18 protein-coding genes and 5 tRNA genes are annotated in these 18,072 nt (G+C 46.4%); 17 read left to right on the plus strand and 6 right to left on the minus strand.

What is annotated here, in order from left to right:
* Positions 1-85: 85 nt before the first annotated feature.
* Both HFE01_RS01920 and HFE01_RS01925 read left to right on the plus strand, forming a co-directional pair.
* Positions 86-574, plus strand: a complete 489-nt coding sequence (locus HFE01_RS01920; protein ID WP_107734000.1) for a DUF6933 domain-containing protein — start codon at positions 86-88, stop codon at positions 572-574.
* A 275-nt stretch (positions 575-849) separates the two neighbouring features.
* Positions 850-2,481, plus strand: coding sequence for a formate--tetrahydrofolate ligase (locus tag HFE01_RS01925; protein ID WP_107733999.1), 1,632 nt, complete (start codon positions 850-852; stop codon positions 2,479-2,481).
* Positions 2,482-2,508: 27 nt separating this feature from the next.
* Here the strand turns inward: HFE01_RS01925 and HFE01_RS01930 are convergent, their stop codons facing one another.
* Both HFE01_RS01930 and HFE01_RS01935 read right to left on the minus strand, forming a co-directional pair.
* Positions 2,509-4,230 (minus strand): ABC transporter substrate-binding protein, encoded by a 1,722-nt coding sequence (locus HFE01_RS01930; RefSeq protein WP_107733998.1) that lies wholly within the window; start codon positions 4,228-4,230, stop codon positions 2,509-2,511.
* 109 nt (positions 4,231-4,339) lie between these two features.
* Positions 4,340-5,311 carry an ABC transporter substrate-binding protein gene (locus tag HFE01_RS01935; protein ID WP_107733997.1) on the minus strand — a complete coding sequence of 324 codons (972 nt, stop codon included), beginning with the start codon at positions 5,309-5,311 and terminating at the stop codon, positions 4,340-4,342.
* A gap of 234 nt (positions 5,312-5,545) precedes the next feature.
* Here HFE01_RS01935 and HFE01_RS01940 point away from each other — a divergent pair, with 234 nt between their 5' ends.
* The 6 genes from HFE01_RS01940 (at position 5,546) to HFE01_RS01965 (ending at position 12,363) form a co-directional block, all read left to right on the plus strand.
* Positions 5,546-6,178 (plus strand): LysE family translocator, encoded by a 633-nt coding sequence (locus HFE01_RS01940; protein WP_045244041.1) that lies wholly within the window; start codon positions 5,546-5,548, stop codon positions 6,176-6,178.
* 110 nt (positions 6,179-6,288) lie between these two features.
* Positions 6,289-7,566: an outer membrane lipoprotein-sorting protein gene (locus HFE01_RS01945; protein ID WP_017426524.1), complete on the plus strand. Its 1,278-nt coding sequence runs from the start codon at positions 6,289-6,291 to the stop codon at positions 7,564-7,566.
* A gap of 267 nt (positions 7,567-7,833) precedes the next feature.
* Positions 7,834-9,030: an alanine racemase gene (gene alr / locus HFE01_RS01950; protein ID WP_029514400.1), complete on the plus strand. Its 1,197-nt coding sequence runs from the start codon at positions 7,834-7,836 to the stop codon at positions 9,028-9,030.
* Positions 9,031-9,323: 293 nt separating this feature from the next.
* Positions 9,324-9,605 (plus strand): CopG family ribbon-helix-helix protein, encoded by a 282-nt coding sequence (locus HFE01_RS01955; protein ID WP_007429334.1) that lies wholly within the window; start codon positions 9,324-9,326, stop codon positions 9,603-9,605.
* A 6-nt stretch (positions 9,606-9,611) separates the two neighbouring features.
* Positions 9,612-9,962 (plus strand): type II toxin-antitoxin system PemK/MazF family toxin, encoded by a 351-nt coding sequence (locus tag HFE01_RS01960; protein WP_007429335.1) that lies wholly within the window; start codon positions 9,612-9,614, stop codon positions 9,960-9,962.
* A 193-nt stretch (positions 9,963-10,155) separates the two neighbouring features.
* Entirely contained in the window at positions 10,156-12,363 is a 2,208-nt protein-coding gene (locus HFE01_RS01965) for a Tex family protein (protein WP_481856235.1), read from the plus strand.
* A gap of 102 nt (positions 12,364-12,465) precedes the next feature.
* On the opposite strand, the gene cmpA is transcribed toward HFE01_RS01965, so the two are convergent.
* Positions 12,466-12,600 carry a cortex morphogenetic protein CmpA gene (gene cmpA / locus HFE01_RS01970; RefSeq protein ID WP_167438761.1) on the minus strand — a complete coding sequence of 45 codons (135 nt, stop codon included), beginning with the start codon at positions 12,598-12,600 and terminating at the stop codon, positions 12,466-12,468.
* A gap of 142 nt (positions 12,601-12,742) precedes the next feature.
* Here cmpA and HFE01_RS01975 point away from each other — a divergent pair, with 142 nt between their 5' ends.
* The 3 genes from HFE01_RS01975 (at position 12,743) to HFE01_RS01985 (ending at position 13,465) form a co-directional block, all read left to right on the plus strand.
* The gene (locus tag HFE01_RS01975; protein WP_016821162.1) at positions 12,743-13,255 is read left to right on the plus strand and encodes a SprT family protein; all 513 of its coding nucleotides are present in this window, start codon (positions 12,743-12,745) and stop codon (positions 13,253-13,255) included.
* A 44-nt stretch (positions 13,256-13,299) separates the two neighbouring features.
* Positions 13,300-13,375 (plus strand) — tRNA-Asn (locus HFE01_RS01980).
* Between the two features lies 1 nt (position 13,376).
* A tRNA-Ser gene (locus HFE01_RS01985) sits at positions 13,377-13,465 on the plus strand.
* A 168-nt stretch (positions 13,466-13,633) separates the two neighbouring features.
* Here the strand turns inward: HFE01_RS01985 and HFE01_RS01990 are convergent.
* Together HFE01_RS01990 and HFE01_RS01995 are read right to left on the minus strand one after the other, a co-directional pair.
* Positions 13,634-14,509, minus strand: coding sequence for a Cof-type HAD-IIB family hydrolase (locus HFE01_RS01990; protein ID WP_019686561.1), 876 nt, complete (start codon positions 14,507-14,509; stop codon positions 13,634-13,636).
* A gap of 72 nt (positions 14,510-14,581) precedes the next feature.
* Positions 14,582-15,343, minus strand: coding sequence for a DeoR/GlpR family DNA-binding transcription regulator (locus HFE01_RS01995; protein WP_017426528.1), 762 nt, complete (start codon positions 15,341-15,343; stop codon positions 14,582-14,584).
* A gap of 246 nt (positions 15,344-15,589) precedes the next feature.
* Between HFE01_RS01995 and HFE01_RS02000 the strand changes: the two genes are divergently transcribed.
* From HFE01_RS02000 to HFE01_RS02025, 6 genes are all read left to right on the plus strand, one after another.
* Positions 15,590-15,661: transfer RNA gene (locus HFE01_RS02000), tRNA-Glu, on the plus strand.
* Positions 15,662-15,747: 86 nt separating this feature from the next.
* Positions 15,748-15,823 (plus strand) — tRNA-Lys (locus HFE01_RS02005).
* A gap of 15 nt (positions 15,824-15,838) precedes the next feature.
* A tRNA-Leu gene (locus HFE01_RS02010) sits at positions 15,839-15,921 on the plus strand.
* 165 nt (positions 15,922-16,086) lie between these two features.
* Positions 16,087-16,542, plus strand: coding sequence for a MarR family winged helix-turn-helix transcriptional regulator (locus tag HFE01_RS02015; RefSeq protein ID WP_017426529.1), 456 nt, complete (start codon positions 16,087-16,089; stop codon positions 16,540-16,542).
* A gap of 186 nt (positions 16,543-16,728) precedes the next feature.
* On the plus strand, positions 16,729-17,103 hold the full coding sequence (locus HFE01_RS02020; protein WP_016818372.1) for a helix-turn-helix domain-containing protein: 375 nt from the start codon (positions 16,729-16,731) through the stop codon (positions 17,101-17,103).
* 87 nt (positions 17,104-17,190) lie between these two features.
* Positions 17,191-17,574, plus strand: coding sequence for a helix-turn-helix domain-containing protein (locus tag HFE01_RS02025; RefSeq protein WP_107733995.1), 384 nt, complete (start codon positions 17,191-17,193; stop codon positions 17,572-17,574).
* Between the two features lie 116 nt (positions 17,575-17,690).
* Here HFE01_RS02025 and HFE01_RS02030 read toward each other — a convergent pair whose 3' ends face one another.
* Complete coding sequence (locus HFE01_RS02030; RefSeq protein ID WP_013369935.1) at positions 17,691-17,912, minus strand: Rha family transcriptional regulator; 222 nt, start codon at positions 17,910-17,912, stop codon at positions 17,691-17,693.
* Between the last annotated feature and the right edge of the window lie 160 nt (positions 17,913-18,072).

The following is an 18,072-nucleotide window of genomic DNA, read 5'->3' on the forward strand; positions in this document are numbered from 1 at the left end:
AATTTCCGGGGCAAGCCTAATGTGAGAGATTAGGGATGTCAGATCACGAGCTACGGTACAGAACCGTCAATAAAGGAGAGCAATGATGTTTGTTATACGGGGAACCCAAAAACTGCTGAAGGAATGGGAGACTGAACCACTTCAAGTTGATATTTATCCGCCTTTGAATAGTTGGCATGCCAGCTTGTTTTTACTGAACCGGAGAAAAAATATTGTGTTTATGCATGATATTTCCCGCTTAAGCGTCACGCTGTTTGGGATTAAAAAATCGCAGTACAAAAACCTGCCGTCTCTTTTTGTACAAACCTTGAAGGAATTAATGATCAGCGAAGGGTTTGATGAACAGATCGTTAAGGCATACATACAGGAAGGCGAGCAGATGCTGGCGACTACGACGAATAGACATAGTGTGATGGTAACCTTAGATGAGATTATATTTATTATGAAGGAACTGGACATGGAGCATGGGTGCGAGCTGGAAAAGAACCAGTGGAATAACCGGATTGTGTTCAAAACGGATCAATACAAGTACCCGATTGATGTTTTTAAGGAACTGCTAGAAAAGCATTATTAAGTAGAGAGTAGTTGAGAGTTTAATTGCTTACATATGGATGGTTTGTAGTCCCAAGCTGTCCTGATTTCTAAAGGATTTCTGCTGATTAGGACATGCCAAAAGAGTATCCTCAAAGTTCATGCAGGCAGGGGATGCTTTTTTTATAACTCACAGGATAGTCATGCTTGCGATGAAATGAATCATAGCGCAATAAACCGTACACTTTGGTAGAATAAAATGATAAAGGGTTCGACACCATGGGTCAGACTTATAAAACGGGGGGTACATAACGAAAGATGAAGAGGATTATTGATATAGCCAAAGAAGCAGGAATTGAAGAAGAGCATCTGGAGACGTATGGAAAGTATAAAGCGAAGCTGAATCCATCTCTATGGGAACAGTTAAAGGATCGCCCGAATGGAAAGCTGGTGCTGGTTACAGCGATGAATCCCACTCCGGCTGGAGAAGGAAAAACGCTGACAACCATCGGGCTGTCCCAGGCACTCAACGCGATGGGGCATAAAACCGTTGCTGCGCTGCGTGAGCCGTCCCTTGGACCTTGCTTTGGGATGAAAGGTGGAGCCACTGGGGGAGGACAGGCCCAGATTGTTCCGGCGGAAGACATTAATCTGCATTTTACAGGGGATATACATGCGATTTCGGCAGCACATAATTTGCTGGCAGCGATGATTGATAACCATTTGTTCCATGGAAATGCTTTGCGGCTGAAGCCAGACCGAATCGTGTGGAAACGGGCTGTCGATATGAATGACCGGAGCTTGCGAAGTATTGTGACTGGATTGGGGACGGGGAATGGAGCGGTAAGAGAAAGCGGCTTTCTGATTACCTCGGCATCGGAAGTCATGGCGGTGCTATGCTTAAGTGAAAATATGAACGATCTTAAAGTACGGTTGGGTCGGATGGTGATTGGATATAACGAATCCGGTGAAGCGGTAACAGCAGAGGATCTGCACGCGGTGGAAGGAATGGCTGTGCTGCTTCGGGAAGCATTAAAGCCTAATCTAGTGCAGACGTTGGAAGGCACTCCGGTTATTGTGCATGGTGGACCGTTTGCTAATATTGCCCATGGATGTAGCAGTCTGATCGGTACAAAGCTGGCGTTGAAGCTGGGAGAGGTCGTCGTCACAGAGGCGGGATTTGGGGCTGAGCTGGGAGCGGAAAAGTTCTTTGACATCAAGTGCCGCCAGTCCGGCTTGCAGCCAGATGCGGCTGTGCTGGTTGTAACCGCCAAAGCGCTGAAATATAACGGCGGTGTAGCTAAACATGAGCTGGATGCGGAAAATTTGGAGCAATTGCAACTCGGATTAGCCAATATGAGCCGACATGTACGGAATTTGCAAAAGTTTGGTGTGCCTGTATTGGTAGCGATTAACCATTTTGTAACAGATAGCGAAGCCGAGTTGGATTTGATTTTCTCAGAATGCCGCAAGCTGGGTGTACCTGCAGAGCTTTCACAAGTATGGGCGCAGGGAAGCCAAGGGGGAGAAAAATTGGCCCAAAGCCTGCTGAACTTACTTCAGAAGGACAAAGCCCATTTTGCGCCGCTATATGATCATACGCTTGATTTACAAGCGAAAATTAGTGTCATTGCCAAGGAGATTTACGGTGCGGCAGAGGTGGCTTACACGCCTGCAGCCAAACGGGCGTTGGCTGGTATGGAGCAGCTTGGTTTTGGACAACTGCCTGTATGTATGGCCAAAACGCCGTATTCTTTCTCAGATCAACCTTCCTTGCTAGGTGCGCCGGAGGGGTTCACCATTCACGTGTCAAGCGTATCATTGTCCGCAGGCGCAGGCTTTGTAGTCGTGGAAACAGGTAATACCATGACGATGCCAGGATTGCCCAAATCTCCAGCAGCTGAGCATATGTCGCTGGAGGCAGATGGGACTATTCAAGGACTCATGTAGCTTTTGAAAAATAGCAGCATTTCAGCATCAATGAACGAGCAGTTTGGGCAGTGCAGTGAGCAGCTTTTGCCGAGTCATGGCATCGCTCCAGTTCCAGCGGTCTGCTTCTACGAAATATACCTGGCCTTGACGTACAGCAGGGAGGCTATGCCAGAGAGGGCTGTTGAGCATGCATTCCAGCGTATGCTTGGAGTCTGGTGCCGTAGGGACGAGCATAAATATGCGATCTCCAGCGTAATCAGGCAATTCGTTTGGATTAATTTCTGCGAAGCCCAGTCCCTCATCAAGCATCTTTTGAATTGGCTCGACAGGCTGGAAGCCGTGCGGGTGGTAGAGGGCCGATGAGAATCCGGACATGCCCATGACAAAGAGCCGATCGCCATGGTCGAAGATAAAAACAGAGGCGGTTTCTCCGGCTGTGATATGCGTGCTGAGCTGCTGCCACATCGCCAGATTACGAGCGGTGAAGGTCGCTAACCAGCGTTCGGCCTCTTGTTCCTTATCGAGCCATGCGCCAAGTGTACGCAGTCGTTCCTCCAGGGCGGCAAAGGTGTTGAAGGTGAGGGTGGGCGCGATGCTTGCAATACGCTCATATTCCTGTTCATCCGAGTTAGCGATGATAATCAGATCAGGATCAAGAGCGCTGGTCAAGCGGGTATCCAGCGGAAGTCCCACGTCAGTTACGTTCTCAAGACGATGCTTATAGACGCTGTATTCACTGAGCCGCAGGCTTCCGCCTATGGCTGTGGCTCCTAACGCGAGCAAATCGCCCATCGTTTCTCCGTGATAGATGATGCGGCTCGCTCGACGAGGGATATGAATATGGTGGCCAGTCCAATCCTTAACGCACACAGAACCGGGAGCGGAAAGCGCATATTTACCCGGCGGAACCCCGGTCATTTGCCTAAAACGCCGATTAAAATAATATTCGTCAGAGAAACCCACCTGACGGGCAATTTCACGTAAAGGCCGTTTGCATCCCAGCAGCAGCCGCTTGGCATGGTTCAAGCGCAGCTCAGTGAGGTAATGCAACGGCTTTTTGCCCGTTATTTTGCGAAACAGCTGGGAGTATTGCCATATGGAAACGTTGGCCTGTTCGGCAAGCTGCTTGACGGTAATAGGCTTTTCGTAGTGGTTTTCCATATATGCAAGGGTGCTTTCCACCGATGCAGGCAATGTCGGATTAAAGCCCTCGTTATGCTTAATAGGGACGTGGGCTTCCTGCCACAGTAAGAGCAGCTCTTGAAACATGATTTGCTGACGCAATGCAGTGGTTTGTCTATGCGGCTGTATTGTTTGTTGGGTGCTATAAAATAACTCTTCGGCCAACTGAATAGGCTTGAAGGAAGAGGAAACGATGTATTCACGCGGTTCTGGCAGGACAGATCCATGATATATGGATGGCATGCCCGTTGCGTTTTCAACCAAGGTCGCGTCCGATTGTGGCTCCAACGGCATGGTAATGACCTTGAACGTGATTTTGTAGTATTCAGGAACAGTTCCATCCAAGGGAGCGATGCGATAGGATTCGCCAGGAGTTAACCAATACCCATGACCTGAATGGAATACATATTGTTCTTGACCCACATCCATCCTACCAGCCCCGCCGATGAACATAAGCAGACAGTGATCGGAATTTGATTGAGATATTAGTCCAACGGTAGGCTCACTAACCAACACAATTCCTTTAAAATGAAAAAGCAGTGTGTTGGGTGGAGGTGAATTTACAGACGACGAAGGCTGATTCACGGTGTAAAGCTCCTTTTACTGAGAATGGTTATCATATATGCATAAGTATACCTCCTTTAGGTTCAACAAAAAAGAAGCCTATCAACAAGGACGATAGGCTTCTCCAATCTTATTTTATGAGCTTGGGCAATTCCTCCAGCAACCATTCCCGAGTAGATGCATCACTTTCGGTTTTGCCAATGTCCTGCATGTACACATGTCCCTGCTTGACAGCAGGGAGCTGAAGCCACAGCTTGCTTTTCATTAATTGTTCGGTGGATTGCTGGGCTTCTGAACTTGGAGTGCTTAGTATGAAAATCCGATCTCCAGCGTATTGTCCGATTACTTCCTGTGATAATTGCACGAATCCTTTGTCCTCATCCAGCGCTTTCTGAATAAGAGGAGTAGGCTTGAGACCATTCTCTTCATATAGTATCTGTGACAGGCCTGTCCGTGCCATGACGAACAAACGGTCACCGGGATAGTAGGTAAAGACCGAAGCTGTTTCACCCGACTTAACACCTTGCGCATGAAGTTTGGTCCACATCTCTGCTTCCTTGATTTTATATTGGGCAAGCCAGTCCTCAGCAGCCTTTTTCTTGTTCACAATGTCTCCGAGATGTAGCAAACGATCGTTCAGTGGAGCGAAGGTATCGAACATAATTGTAGGTGCAATTATCGTTAACGCTGCGTATTGTTTTTCATCCGTATCGGCGGTGATGATTAGGTCTGGTTGTAGAGCCAATGTTTTTTCTAAATCAATGGGAAATCCTAGGTCCGATACATTCTGAACTTTTTTCTCATATATCTTTCCCTCGATCATAGAAGTCGATGTACCAACAGCCTGTACGCCTAAAACCAATAGATCCCCATAGTTTTCTCCGAAGTAAGCAATGCGCCCAGGAGTCGTGGGAATGTTTACTGTATGACCCTTGTAGTCTGTGTAGGCACGAGTTGTGGCAGCTTTCGAGGTTGTAGATGCTGTTGTGTTGCTGCTTGCAGTCTGCTTATCAGATGCGCCGCATCCTAGCAGCAATGCCCCCATAAGAGAGAATAGACAGATCAGAGCAGTGTATTGTCGAGTAGATTTTTTGTTGGTCATAGCAACCTCCGTATAATATGATAGTTCATAAATTTGCGAATGAGAATTATTATCACAAAAGCAATGATAAGTGCTGGAACCTCAATACTCAATGGACAAACTTGGTCAATGAATCCGATTTTGTACAAAATAAGTCTCATGTGTTTTAAGCTCATACAGGCTTCAACATTTTATTGATTTGTCATTTTTTATAGTATAGAATAACGTTTTTATACATTTGAAAGGGGTTTTGAAATGGCATTGTTCATTACATATGTTTTACTAGGTTTCTCCATAGCACTACCTGTAGGTACCATTACGGTTGAAATGACGAAGCAAGGGCTAAAGAATGGATTTATGCATGGATGGATTGTGGGGCTCGGGGGGATGACCATCGATTTGTTATTAATCATTGGTTTATATTTTGGTCTGGCCTCTGTTCTGTCCTTACCTGTTGTACAGGTGATCATGTGGCTCGTTGGAGCCATATTTCTGTGCTACGTGGGGTACGACAGCATTAAAAATGCGGATCATGATATTGCACTAGAAGGAGAGAAAAAGACGAAATCATTATTTTCTTCCTATAAAAATGGGCTGCTTGTAGCTGTTTCACCAGGGAATTTAGTGTTCTGGGTAAGTGTTTTTGGGACTGTGCTGGCAAGTTCATTTGATCGGTCAAATACAAGTCAATTTTTGATTGTTGGTTTAGGTATTTTGTTTGGTATTCTTATCCATGATTTAGGCTTGATGACCCTCGTAGCGACAACACGAAAAGCCATGAACAGAACCGCCATCAAGTGGGTTACAATCTGTGCCGGTGTGGTTTTGGTTGGTTTTTCGGTTTATTTCCTGTATGAATTTATGATCAGTCTTCAAAAGATTTTATAGCATTACACAAGGATACGCTCAAGCTTGTCATGCCAGTCTGCATAAATCGAACAAGTCCTTCATAGACATGTACTAATTCATTTAAAACATGTGCTGAAGGGGTTGATGACATGCGCCGGATTTCATGGATGCTTGCCATGGTCATGTGTGTAACGTTGCTGCTGGCCGGGTGCGGCAAGAAGAGCGCAGACGATGTGGTTAAAGATTTGAGTGACGTGGTGAGCGACCTGAACAGCTACCACGGTACAGCTTTGATGACGCTGCATACCGGCGACACGCCGCAGGAATACAAGGTGGATATTTCCTATCGCAAGCCGTCCTATTACCGAATTGCCATGACGAACGAGAAAAAGGATGTTACGCAAATCGTGCTTCGTAATGATGAGGGTGTATTTGTACTGACCCCCAGCCTGAACAAGAGTTTCCGTTTCAAAAGCGACTGGCCAAACAATCAGGGTCAGGTATATTTATATGAAACGCTGGTTCGCAGCATTATCGGTGATGCCTCCCGTCAGTTGGCTACCGACGATAAATCGTATGTGTTTGATGTGGCCGCGAACTACAACAGCCATGCGCTGGTAAGGCAAAAGATTTGGCTATCCAAAAACAACTATGCCCCTACTCAGGTACAAGTATCTGATGCGAATGCCAAGGTGGTTGTCGATCTGAAATTCGATCAATTTGCTTTTGATACGAAGTTTGACAAGGATTCCTTTGATATGGAGCGAAATATGGCTTCCGGAAAAACGAATGCAGGTAACGAGGGATCGCCATCTTCAGGGGCAGTGGATTCCAGCGGTCCGCTTGATACGACCGGTACGTTAGAAGGGACGACTGGCGTGACGTCCAGTGAAGCCGGACAAGAGCAGGGAACCGTAGGGGGCGATGTCCAGCAACCGTCTGGTGAAGCGAAGAGCGACGGAGCTGTCACTGGCGATACGTCCAAGCCGCAAGCAGCAGCTAACGCAGAGGAGCAGCAACAGACACCGGGCACAGCGGATGCTGCAACTGGAACGTCAGCTGGAACGGATGCCGCAGAAGCTGTGTTGGGTGAGTTCGGCTTGATTGAACCGTCCTACACGCCAGCCGGAGTACAAATCAAGGATACGCCGGAGCTGGAGGATAATGGTACACATGCAGTGATGCTGCGGTATAGCGGAACGTATAACTATACCATTGTAGAGGCGCGTCCAAAAGATCGGGCGGTCGCATTGACGGCAGGCGAACTGGTTGATATTGGAGGAAGCTTTGCCGTGCTGACAGGAAGTGAACAGCAGACGATGACCTGGATGAATGATGGAATAGAGTTCAGAATCACTAGTGCTGACCTGCCTGTGAGCGAAATGATACAAATTGCCGCTTCTATACAGGAACAATCGGGTAAATAAAATTTTATAGACGGATGCAGACGGTCTAGAGTGTAAAATGCTCTGCTACCGCCCGTATCCGTCTTTTGTTCATTCGCAGTCTAAGATGTGCATCGCTTGTATATCTTGTTCTATTGTAAAGATGGTAGAGGAGGCTGGCAGAGCCCCCTGCCATTGACAGCCACGTCTCTGAACATTACCATTAACCTTTGGAAGCAAGGATTTTGCTATATCCAAAATGGTAAAAGGTTACGTTACAGGCTAACAATTGAAGAAGGTGACTGGATTTTGCAAGCACAATACAGATCGACCCGGGCCGAAATCAACCTGGATCACCTTGGCGCCAACTATGAGGCCTTTCGCAAGGCATTGCCTGCGGATAAGCTGATGCTGGTCTGTGTCAAGGCTAATGCCTACGGTCACGGTGCCGTAGAAATTTCAAAGGAAATGGAACGCCTTGGTGCGGATTATTTGAGCGTCGCTTTTCTGGATGAGGCTCTGGAGCTTCGTCATGCGGGGGTTGGACTGCCGATCCTTGTACTCGGCTATACCTCACCTGAAGCTGTCCAAACAGCTTGGGAGCATGATATCTCATTGACTGTGTTTAGTGAGGAAGTGCTGGAGGGTATCCGCAGATTGGACCGCCAAGGAAGCGAACGCAAGCTGAAGGTGCACATCAAAATAGACAGCGGTATGGGAAGACTCGGTTTGCTGCCTGGAGAAGCAGCTTTGGCTTTTGTCCGGCAGGTTCACGAATTAGAGCAGGTGCTGCTGGAAGGCATGTACACCCATTTTGCCCGTGCGGATGAAGAAGATAAAAGCTATACACTGCTACAATATGATCGGTTTCGGGGCGTGGCGGATGCGCTAAGGGAACAAGGTATTTCTATTCCCATTATACATACGGGCAACAGCGCGGCCACCATTGATACCCCTTCCCTTTCCCCCAATATGGTGCGGATTGGCATCAGTATATACGGTCTGTATCCGTCTGATGAGGTTAACCGGCAAGTCATTGAACTGTTGCCTGTATTGTCATTAAAGACGGCGGTGGTTTATACCAAGACGCTTCCTCCCGGCTGGGGGGTTAGCTACGGCACCCGGTATGTGACCTCTGATGAAGAGCGGATCGGCACACTGCCAATTGGTTATGCGGATGGATACTCCCGCATGCTAAGTGGGAAGGTCGAAGTGTTGATACGCGGTCGTCGCGTCCCTGTACTCGGTACGATCTGCATGGACCAGTGTATGGTATCCTTACAATCTTTCGCAGAGGATGCGGAAGAAATCCAAACCGGCGAAGAGGTTGTTCTCATCGGCCAGCAGTCCGGCGAAATCATTGCGGCGGATGAGCTGGCATCCAAGCTTGGTACAATCCACTACGAGGTGATCTGCATGATCGCAGACAGGGTACCGCGTGTTTACATGCGAGATCATGTTCCTGTCGTTCGGGTGAACTCGCTTCTTCCAACCCACTGGAATTAATTTCATAACGCAAATTACCGGATAAAAGCAGGAGTTTTCGTAGAACGTCCCGAAATATGTACAAAGGAAAGAAAAGAGCGCTATAACTGTCAAAAGACGCACTAGGCTCCGCTGACACTTGTATTTCGGGGATCAAACGCCTGTACGAAAACGAACTGCGTAGTTTATAATGGAATGCAGCATAGATGATATACGCATATCATATACATTCTCTTATATTCCGTTTGAATAAATTACCGGGAATAACGTTATAATGGTACAATGGCGACAAGGTTTTGGGGGTGGAAGAGAAGTTGGCCAATTTGCAGAACACCAAAAGAATAATGATCAGTTTGCCAGATCATCTCTTGCAGGAAGTGGACGGGATCGTAGCTATGGAGAATTCCAACCGCAGTGAATTTATCAGGCAGGCAATGAAGCTTTATGTAGGTGAACGTAAAAAACGTTACATTCGTGAAGCTATGCAGCGTGGATACATGGAAATGGCTAAAATTAACCTGACCATGGCATCTGAAGCCTTTCACGCGGAGGAAGATGCAAACAGCACCTTGGGCCGTACAGTTAGCGGGGTGTAATCCATATTGATCGTAAAGCGCGGCGACGTTTTTTTTGCAGACCTTTCACCCGTAGTCGGTTCCGAGCAAGGTGGCGTCAGACCTGTGCTGATCATTCAAAATGATATCGGCAACCGGTTTAGCCCTACCGTGATCGTAGCAGCCATCACAGCACAGATTCAGAAGGCAAAGCTGCCTACACACGTGGAAATCGACGCGGCGACGCATGGCTTTGATCGTGATTCTGTTGTTCTTCTGGAGCAAATCCGGACGATCGACAAGCAAAGGCTTACCGACAAAATCACCCATTTGGATGAAGAAACCATGCGCAAAGTGAGCGATTCGCTACAGATCAGTCTCGGTTTGATTGATTTTTAGTATGATGGAACGACGAGTGAAACGGGAAAGGACAGCGCTCTAGCGCTGTCCTTTTGCATGTCCGAAGAAAAATACAGGTAGGGCTTGCTTTTATGTCACCTGCTGGCGCTTTGAATCATTTTTTGTGATAATAAAAGACATGATGTATGACAAGAGCTGTGAGGAAGAAGGGATAGGTTTGTCTAACGAGGAAATGAAGACGGAAATTGGGCAGGAGCCGAACGAAGCAGAACGCCAAGAACGGATTGTCAAACAAGTGGCGAGAGAGCTGTCGCTGGCACTCAAGCAAATCCGGACAACGATCAGTTTATTGGATGAAGGAAATACAATTCCTTTTATCGCGCGTTATCGTAAGGAAATGACAGGAGAGCTGGATGAAAATCAGCTGCGTGAAATTGAAGATCGTGTGCTGTATTTACGTAATCTGGAGGATCGTAAGGTAGAGGTCATCCGCATTATTGATGAACAGGGCAAGCTGACTGAAGAGCTGCAGGCAGCTATCACCTCTGCGGTTAAACTTCAGGAAGTGGAGGATCTGTATCGTCCATATCGGCAAAAGCGCAAGACTCGCGCCAGTGTGGCAAAGGAACGGGGGTTGGAGCCGCTATCCATCTGGATTTGGGGTCAGCCGAAGCAGGGTGATGTTTTGAAAGAAGCTGAATCCTATGTGAATGCTGAACTGGGAGTCGAAACCCCTGAGGTAGCCATCCAAGGAGCCATGGATATTTTGGCCGAAAATATAGCTGATGATGCGGCTATTCGCCAATGGGTGCGCCGTTATACGCTGGATCATGGGATGCTGACCTCTGAAGCGAAGGATACCGAGCAAGAGTCTGTGTATGAGAATTACTACAGCTATCGTGAGCTGGCTAAGAAAATGCCACCTCACCGTATTCTGGCGATTAATCGCGGAGAGCGGGAAGGCATTCTTAAGGTCGGTTTGGAGGTAGCACCGGATTCCATCTACAATTATGTGGCAGGTCAAGTGATTAAAGGATCGTCTGTGGTGGAAGACCTGCTACGCAGTGTCATTGAGGATGCGTATAAAAGACTTATCGCGCCATCTATCGAACGTGAAGTGCGCGCTGAAATGACAGAGAAGGGTGAACAGCAGGCCATCTCTATCTTTGCAGGCAATTTGCGCAGCCTGTTGCTACAGGCTCCGATCAAGGGGCGTCGTGTGCTTGGAGTCGATCCGGCCTATCGGACAGGCTGCAAGCTGGCAGTTGTCGATGACACAGGCAAGCTGCTGGAAGTGGCTGTGACATATCCAACACCGCCGAACAACAAGAAACGTGAGGCTGCCGAAACGTTCAAGCAGCTGATTGCCAAATATGGCATCGAGTTGATTGTCATTGGTAACGGAACCGCCTCACGCGAGACAGAGCAATTCGTAGCCGAAGTCATCGCGGATATCGGTGATAACAGCCTCGCGTATCTGATCGTCAATGAGGCAGGTGCGAGCGTATACTCTGCCTCCAAGCTGGCACAGGAAGAATTTCCTGATTTGGACGTAGCTGAGCGCAGTGCGGCGTCAATCGCGCGTCGTGTGCAGGACCCGCTGGCTGAGCTGGTCAAGATTGAGCCGAAGGCCATTGGTGTAGGTCAATACCAGCATGATGTGTCGCAGAAACATCTGGATGAGAGCTTGAAGGACGTTGTGGAATCGGCTGTTAACCACGTCGGTGTGGATGTGAACACGGCTTCCTCGGCGCTGTTGTCCTACGTAGCAGGGATCAACGCTACTATTGCTAAAAACATCGTGAAGTATCGTGAGGAAAACGGTAAATTCAGCAGCCGTCGTCAGTTGCAGAAGGTGCCGCGACTTGGCGCAAAAACCTACGAGCAATCCGTTGGCTTTATCCGTATACCGGGTGGAGAAAATCCACTGGATCGCACACCGATTCACCCTGAATCGTATGCTGTCGTAGACCGTCTGTTGGCGGAGCTAGGTATCAGTGCCCATGATCTGGGTTCGAAAGTTGCAACAGAAGCGCTGAATGTGTCTAATATTGATCAGCTGGCTGCGAAGCTGGAAGTTGGTGTACCAACATTGCGGGATATTTTGGACAGCCTCCAGCGACCAGGTCGTGACCCGCGCGACGAGTTGCCATTGCCTGTATTCCGCAAGGATGTGTTGAAGATCGAGGATCTGGCACCGGGTATGGAACTTCAGGGAACGGTCCGCAATGTCATTGATTTCGGTGCATTTGTGGATATCGGTATTAAAAGTGACGGGTTGGTTCATATTTCACAGCTGCGCAGTGGTTTTGTTAAGCATCCGATGGATGTTGTATCTGTTGGTGATAACGTAACCGTGTGGGTGTTGAATGTTGATTTGAAAAAAGGCAGGGTAGGTCTGACTATGAAACCTCCCGCAGATGCGCAGTCACAGGCATAGTGCTTTAAATAAAGCTGTATAACCTTTTGTGAGAGTAAAAAAGCCGGAATCTCCGAATCATATTGGAGACTCCGGTTTTTCATTTCTGGAACTTTTCTGCTTCTACCCGTTGTTGGCGTCAAATTCTATACCAGGTGCTTTATGATAAAAAAACCAACAATCGTTCAACAGTTTAATTTGGCGTCGGTCCTTCTTGTAAAAGGCCTGCATGAGCTGGTTGCTGAGCCATTGAGGCAAGCCGATCTCCTCCTCTGCGTTACATCTGTATGTTTAGCATATGGGGTGGATACCTAAAGTGTGCTTATGAACCAGGGTTAGACTTCGGCCGTCATTTTATAATATGCTTGTCAGTATGAAGCAAAGGAGGGAAACCATAAGGATGGAGTCCAAGTCTCTGAGCAATTCAATGAACCCTTCCATGAGTAATAAAGAACTTCAAGAATGGGTAGAGCGCATCTCGCTGGAGAGCTTTGGCGTGCCGTTTCAACATCAAGCCACCTTTAATGCGCGGCTGTCTTCTACAGGCGGTCGATATTTTATGAAAAGTCATCATATTGAAATTAATCCACATCAACTCGCAGCTTATGGACGTTCTGAGGTGGAAAAAATTATAAAGCATGAGCTGTGCCATTATCATCTACATCTGCGCGGAATGGGCTACCAGCATCGTGATGCTGATTTCAAAGCATGGCTGGCTCGCGTAGGAGGAAGCAGGCATTGTCAGACCCTACCGGGAAGAGTGGGAAGAAAGCCTCAGCCTTATCGTTACAAGCTTGTGTGTGTTTCCTGTCAACAGGAGTATATGCGTAAGCGTAAAATGAATCCACAGCGATATCGCTGTGGGAAATGTGGAGGTAAACTTCGCTTGTTGGCACTTGACGAGGCCCCCTGATTCATGGTAAATTAACCATACTGTATGATAATCTACAGTAATATTCCCTGATAGCTCAGTTGGTAGAGCACTCGACTGTTAATCGAGTTGTCACAGGTTCGAGTCCTGTTCGGGGAGCCATGGAGAGATACCCAAGTGGCTATAAGGGGACCCTCTGCTAAGGGGTTAGACTGCGTAAGCGGTGCGAGGGTTCGAATCCCTCTCTCTCCGTTGGTATTTCAAACAGAAAAGGACGCTCCTATGCATGGTAACCATGCTTGCGAGCGTCTTTTTCGTCTAGATCTGCTTTTTAAGAATTGTTATATGTAAGACGGACATGTTGCGTACAGCATGAAACAGCGTTAGCCTGAGTTGTACGCAGTACGCAACTAATCCCTTCTATTTCACAGTGTCAGCCTCAACGGTGTTGAGGAGGTTCAACAGAGCATGAGCAACGCCATCTTCCACATTGGTCAGGGTAACTTCGGAGCAGACAGCCTTAATGTCGTCATTTGCATTGCCCATGGCAATACCTCTTCCGGCCATCGTCAGCATGGAAATATCGTTATAGCTGTCACCGATCGCTACGGCTTCCTGCATAGGGATGTTCAGATAATTCGCGAGATAAAGCAATGCATTACCTTTAGACGCATCCTTATGCTCGACTTCAAAGTTGCGATCTGAGGAGATGACCATGTTTAGACCTTGAAAATCTCGGTAACGTTTACGCCCCCGTTCCAATTTGGCATGATCAAAGGAGAAACAGAGCACATTATATATCTCTACATCCATTGGAATCTGCTCATATGAAGCGATGCGGGTATGCCCGGTCTGTTCATATTGTTTTTCAGCTGCATGTAATAAAGTATCCAGCGAAATATCTGGGTTGGCGCTCAGCAAGCGGTCCATTTCAACAGCAAGTAGCTGATGCCCCTTTTGTGGAGAATAAATAGCCCGGTCTGTCATGACCTCATAGTAGAAGTCGTTACCCTCGAGCCAGCTTAGCACTTCAAATGTTTCGCTCCGGCCCATAGGAGTAGAGGTTAGCTGGCGCCGATGCACATCGTGCACAGTGGCGCCGTTTGCCCCGATGACGGGAGTAACCAGCTCTGCTTCCTCTAGCTTTGTCCAGGCATCATAAGCGGCTCTGCCAGTGGCAATCGTCACTTGAACACCTTGCTGCTGTGCCTTGCGGATTGCCTCTGCGTTGGCTTTGCTTATTTTTCCTTCCTCGTTCAATAGCGTTCCATCCATATCAATCGCAAACAGTTTCATTTCTCTCCAGCTCCTGTCTTCTGATATCTCTGTTATACATATTGCGTCTAGTTAGAGCGATTGGCTTCAAGTTTATGAGGGGACAACAACTTCGATATCATGGTGTTGCAAAATTTCCAGCATCGCCGGTTCTGGTAAGCGATCGGTGATCACGATATTAACCTCAGACAAATCAGCAAAACGATACGGGAAATTGATTCCGAATTTCGAATGGTCCGCAAGGATGATCACCTGATCTGCCTGTTTCATCATCTGATGCTTCAGCATACCGTCTTCTTCATGAATCAGGCTTAGTCCGTGAGCTGATATGCCTCCAATCCCGATAAAAGCTTTGTCTACAAAATAGTGAGACAAAGTGGCGATTACGGACGAACCGTATACATATCGGTGTTCTTTTTGGAGGCGGCCCCCCAATAGATGAATGGAGACACCGTCTTTTCCAGATAGTACGTCAGCCTGATTGATTGAATTGGTGATAACCGAACATTCCTGCACATTCAGTCTTTCTGCACACGCCTGTACGGTGGTAGAGGAATCCAATATAATACGATCCCTATCTCGTACCATACTGGCAGCCAATTGTCCGATCACTTGTTTCTCCTCAGATACAGTAAGCAGTCTTTCGTTATAATTTCCAATTGGATCGTGATGCAGTTTAGGGAGAAGGGCACCGCCGCGGGTACGAATAATTTTTTGGTGCTCCTCAAGTTTTACCAGGTCTCGGCGGGCCGTATCCCGTGAAACATTAAAAATTTCGCAAATATCATCCACCGAAATACGCTTGTGAAGCTGTAAGTAATCAACGATTTTTAACATTCGTTCTTCCTGATACATAGAAAGCTCCTCTAATATATAATCATTTCGGTATCTCGTAAGTGATTATAAGTAAATGTAAGTGATATTGCAATCATTTATCGTGATTATTCAGGGTTTAGATGATAATAAATAAGTTAATGTAAGTAAATATGCATTTTACAATTATATAAAATAGCTTTTTTGAAAATTTAAAAAATAAGTATTGCCATTTACTATTCTATTTGATATACTCTTTCTTGTCGCCAAGTTGGTGTACATTCATAAGGCCCGTTGGTCAAGGGGTTAAGACACCTCCCTTTCACGGAGGTAACAGGGGTTCGAATCCCCTACGGGTCATTGTTGTCTTTACAGACTACATGTTGCATGCTTAAGGGGAATTCCTGAGGTCTGATCTAATGGCGGACAGCTAGGATGAACAGCATGAGCCATTAGCTCAGTTGGTAGAGCACCTGACTTTTAATCAGGGTGTCGAAGGTTCGAGTCCTTCATGGCTCACCATTTATATTTTGTTATGCGGTCGTGGTGGAATGGCAGACACGCTATCTTGAGGGGGTAGTGAGCGTACGCTCGTGGAGGTTCGAGTCCTCTCGACCGCATCAATGGAATAAACGGAAAAGTCTCTCGCGTTAGAGGCTTTTTTTATTTGTGCATGGATGCAATTAAACAATGATTATGATGAAATAATGATTCCATAGTATAATATAACGCCATAATGTTATAGAATAATAAATATATAAACTTATGAAGTGACGGTGAAAAATATGGACACTCAACTGTTAGGAAATATATCAGAAAATATTTTGGGCTTGTTTCCGATTGTGAAGAAGAAATTTTTCACCTACGGTCCGCTTGATTTTCCGTTGCATTTGTCGCCTAATAACTTTCAGGTACTCTTGCTTCTGCGTGAAGTGCGTTCGTCTACGGTATCCGATTTGTCCAAACAACTAAATGTCTCTCGTCCAAACATGACTCCTCTTCTGGATAAGCTGGTGGAGCATGGGTTGGCTGACCGCCAATCGTGCGACTCGGATCGTAGAGTCGTGAACGTAGCCATTACAGAAGAAGGCGACGCTTTTTGTGAACAGGTGTTTCATACCTTCTCTAATAAAATTCAAGAGAGACTGGTGTATCTGCCGGAAGAAGATTTATTGCACTTAAGCGAAACGTTGAACGAATTGAAGCGGATTTTACTTAAAATCGACAACTCTGCTACGTGATTGGCGTAATCGAACTGACTTAAAGACCGCCCTTTCTTCGGAAAACAGGCGGTTTTTGTTGCATATTGTGGTATAATGAAAACCAACATACATAATTCGGTAATTTTAGCACACGTGATCTTTGAAAAGGGAACAAGGGACATGATATCGTTATTTGGAGAGCCTGCTAGGGAGGAAGGAACTTCTATGCAATCTATTTACCAACGCATTGAGGAGCTCATTAAGGAACGAGGTATGACGAAAAAGGCGTTTTGCCAGCAGTTGGGCATTAGTACAGGGAACTTTGGAGATTGGAAAAGAGGAAAAACGACACCAGGCACGAATAAACTCATAGAAATTGCTTCTTTTTTTGACGCTAGTCTGGATTGGATTATGCTGGGTCGAGACGTGCAGAGTAAGGTGCTGAAGGAGTCGCAGGACCCTTATTTTTTTGGAGCTTCAGGGCAACTGAATTGCCAGGGGGGATCGCTAAGTGAGGCGGAAAGAGATTTTATACTTGAGTATATTGAATTTACCCGCTTTCGTAAAGAGAAAAACCAGCCCAATTCAACTACTGATTAATGTTTGCTGTGGGGTTTGATAAGGACATTCTAATATGTACAATTGAAAATTAATTAGAAAAAGCTACAGTGTCGGAGGGGAAACGTTGTGGGAGATCAAACTATTTATCAGCGGATTGAAGCTTTAATTAAGGATCGAGGAATGACCAAGAAGGCATTTTGTGAAAAGCTTAAAATTAGCTCAGGGAATCTCGGTGATTGGAGAAGGGGAAAAACAACGCCGGGTACCGCCCATTTGATTCAGATTTCGGACTTTTTTAATGTATCGCTCGACTGGTTGATGAAAGGGATTAAGCCGGGGGAAGGCGTGCTTCAGGAGCAGAAGGCTGCTTATTTTTTTGGGGTGATGGGGCCACTGAATTGCCAGGCTGAAGATCTTGATACAGAAGAACAGAACTTTATTTTAGAATACGTTGAATTTGCGAAGTACCGTAAGCAAAAAAGAGAGAAGGACAAAACAAAACTTGAATAATCTATGGCTAAACGCCTGGGTGATAACCCGTAAAACGAACTGAGGGTTCGGTTTACGGGTTTATTTGGTTTCCTGATAATATGGCGACGCATTGGTTGCTAAAATGTTTGTTCGGTTTAGTGTGGTGTCGCCTCCTTATAATCGTTATCGTCGATATTCAGAATTGCAGCAACTTGTTTTCTGTACCTTTGTGCTTTGCGGGTGCCGTGAATCAGATTGGACAAGCGTGAAGGCGGAATGTTGTGTGTCTCGCAAAATGTTTTCTGATCCAGTCGAAGCTCGACAAGCCTTTGTTTGATGGCCCACCCGAAGGAGGTGACAGGCATTTTGTTGTTCAAGAGAAATCGCCCCTTACGGATTCTTGCGGAATAATTGGTGTGATATAATAATCATCAGTAAACATGTTAGAATTAACCATCTAAAACTATGATACACTTTTATACGTGTTTATACAATCTTAAATACGTTATTTTATTAAAATAATTACTTAATTAAGTG

Source organism: Paenibacillus sp. EKM10P, from assembly GCF_011800655.1.
GTDB lineage: Bacteria > Bacillota > Bacilli > Paenibacillales > Paenibacillaceae > Paenibacillus > Paenibacillus polymyxa.

Excerpts from the sequence above, each read along its gene's own strand:
- HFE01_RS01965 (WP_481856235.1), top strand. The coding sequence starts at position 10,156 with ATGAAGACGGAAATTGGGCAGGAGCCGAACGAAGCAGAACGCCAAGAA.
- HFE01_RS01975 (WP_016821162.1), top strand. The coding sequence starts at position 12,743 with ATGGAGTCCAAGTCTCTGAGCAATTCAATGAACCCTTCCATGAGTAAT.
- HFE01_RS01925 (WP_107733999.1), top strand. The coding sequence starts at position 850 with ATGAAGAGGATTATTGATATAGCCAAAGAAGCAGGAATTGAAGAAGAG.
- HFE01_RS01935 (WP_107733997.1), bottom strand. The coding sequence starts at position 5,311 with ATGACCAACAAAAAATCTACTCGACAATACACTGCTCTGATCTGTCTA.
- HFE01_RS02015 (WP_017426529.1), top strand. The coding sequence starts at position 16,087 with ATGGACACTCAACTGTTAGGAAATATATCAGAAAATATTTTGGGCTTG.
- HFE01_RS01995 (WP_017426528.1), bottom strand. The coding sequence starts at position 15,343 with ATGTATCAGGAAGAACGAATGTTAAAAATCGTTGATTACTTACAGCTT.
- HFE01_RS01945 (WP_017426524.1), top strand. The coding sequence starts at position 6,289 with ATGCGCCGGATTTCATGGATGCTTGCCATGGTCATGTGTGTAACGTTG.
- HFE01_RS02020 (WP_016818372.1), top strand. The coding sequence starts at position 16,729 with ATGCAATCTATTTACCAACGCATTGAGGAGCTCATTAAGGAACGAGGT.
- HFE01_RS01920 (WP_107734000.1), top strand. The coding sequence starts at position 86 with ATGTTTGTTATACGGGGAACCCAAAAACTGCTGAAGGAATGGGAGACT.
- HFE01_RS01940 (WP_045244041.1), top strand. The coding sequence starts at position 5,546 with ATGGCATTGTTCATTACATATGTTTTACTAGGTTTCTCCATAGCACTA.
- HFE01_RS01990 (WP_019686561.1), bottom strand. The coding sequence starts at position 14,509 with ATGAAACTGTTTGCGATTGATATGGATGGAACGCTATTGAACGAGGAA.